General features: G+C 45.1%; 1 protein-coding gene and 1 pseudogene. Both read left to right on the top strand.

Annotated features, from left to right (window positions below; translation table 11 throughout):
- Positions 1–344: pseudogene (locus VIP81_RS30220) on the top strand (SusC/RagA family TonB-linked outer membrane protein); the annotation flags it as partial.
- 11 nt (positions 345–355) lie between these two features.
- Entirely contained in the window at positions 356–1,831 is a 1,476-nt protein-coding gene (locus VIP81_RS30215) for a RagB/SusD family nutrient uptake outer membrane protein (RefSeq protein ID WP_331970665.1), read from the top strand.
- The last annotated feature ends 16 nt before the right edge of the window (positions 1,832–1,847 follow it).

Here is a 1,847-nt window from a genome sequence, read left to right as displayed (position 1 = left end):
TGGACAGAGTAGAAAATGCAGACCCACGCTTTAACGTAGACAGCCGCGCACTCACGCAACGCTGGGTAAAGCCGGGAGATATTGCCTTGTATAAAAACATCGCCAATCTCAACACCACTTTTGCCAGCAGCAGATTTATCCAGAAAGAAAACCTCCTGGAGCTGCAATCGCTGTACTTCTCCTATGACGTAAAGAGTATACTGACAAAGAGAATGGGCTTACAATCATTAAGAGGCGCTGTGACCATGAACGACATCTTCAGAATTTCCAGCGTCCGGCAGGAACGCGGTATTGATTATCCGTTCGCCCGCAGCTTAACCTGTTCCCTTCTCGCCACCTTTTAACTCAAATCATCATGAAAAAATATTTTTACATAATAGCCTTGTCGCTGCTGGGAGCTTCCTGTAACAAGTTCCTGGATGTAAAGCCGCAGTCACAGATCGATATGGAAGAACTATTTACCACAGAACAAGGCTTCAAAGAAGCGCTGAATGGCGTTTATACACTCTGTGCGTCCCAGTCCTTATATGGTGAAAATCTGACTTTCGGCAACCTGGATATCATTGCGCAGAATTATCAGTTCAACAATGTTACCTATCAAAACCTCGCCAACTTCGACTATGGCGGCGATCTGATGAAAGGGATGACCAACGCGGTTTGGGCCAATGGTTACAAAGCCATCGTCAACTGCAACACCCTGCTGCTGGCGATTGACAAAGATTCTTCCATATTCACCGGCAATAACTATTCACTGATTAAAGGAGAAGCGCTCACCCTGCGCGCCTATCTGCACTTTGATTTACTCCGCATGTTCGCACCCTCTTATAAAGCGGGCGCCAATCTGAAGGGTATTCCTTATGTGATATCCAACGGGGTAGAAAGCACACCGTTTACCACGGTAACGGCCACCATCGATAAAATTATCGCCGACCTTACCACTGCCAAAGAACTGCTGCGGAAAAGCGATCCTATCGTTTTCTCTGACTATGTGGTAGGATATCCGTCCAGTACTACTGCCACGGAAACCAGCAGCCAGGAATTATTCATGCAAAACAGAAGACACCGCATGAATTACTTTACTGTATGTGGTGAGCTGGCGCGTGTTTATCTCTATAAAAATGATTTGATCAATAGCCTTGCCAATGCACAGGAAGTGATTGACTCAAAAAGATTTCCTTTCACCACACAAGACGATTTCTTTCAGACAGACATCGTAAAAAAAGACCGCATCTTTTACAATGAGTTAATTTCCGCCTGGTACATAGATACCAAAGATATCAACACAATGCTGATGGCAAGATTCACGAATCAAAATCCTTTATTCAGTGGCACCGTTGACCAGGTAAAAGAAATATATGAAATCGCCCAGGCCGGCGGACAGGACTGGCGCCTAAAGCAGTGGTTCCTGGCTACCAGCGCTGTTACGGGAGGGCCTGACCGTTATATCTTACAAAAGTATTACCGGAACGCTGCACCATTAACGAATATTCATCCGCTGATGGCGCCCACCATGCGACTCAGCGAAATGTACTACATCGCTGCCGAAGCCACCTTTGATATCAATCCAACAAAAGCACTGGAGTACTTCAATACGCTGAGGGCTAAACGCGGTATTGGCAGCACCATTATTTCAGTACCTAATAAAGATGCTTTCATTGATCTGTTGCTAAAAGATGCACGGAAAGAATTTTATGGAGAGAGCCAGATATTTTACATGTACAAGCGCCTGAATCACGCTGTTACGGTGTCTGCTACGCAGGTAAAACAACCATCCACCTCCATATTCGTATTCCCGTTACCGGAAGATGAAAACGCTTATAGAAATAATTAATTCATTGCCATGAAAA

This window comes from Chitinophaga sp., assembly GCF_036566945.1.
Taxonomy (GTDB): domain Bacteria; phylum Bacteroidota; class Bacteroidia; order Chitinophagales; family Chitinophagaceae; genus Chitinophaga.
This window is presented reverse-complemented; position numbering and strand designations above follow the sequence as displayed.

What these genes read in the sequence shown, in the direction of transcription:
- VIP81_RS30215 (WP_331970665.1), top strand. Translation starts at nt 356, where the DNA reads ATGAAAAAATATTTTTACATAATAGCCTTGTCGCTGCTGGGAGCTTCC.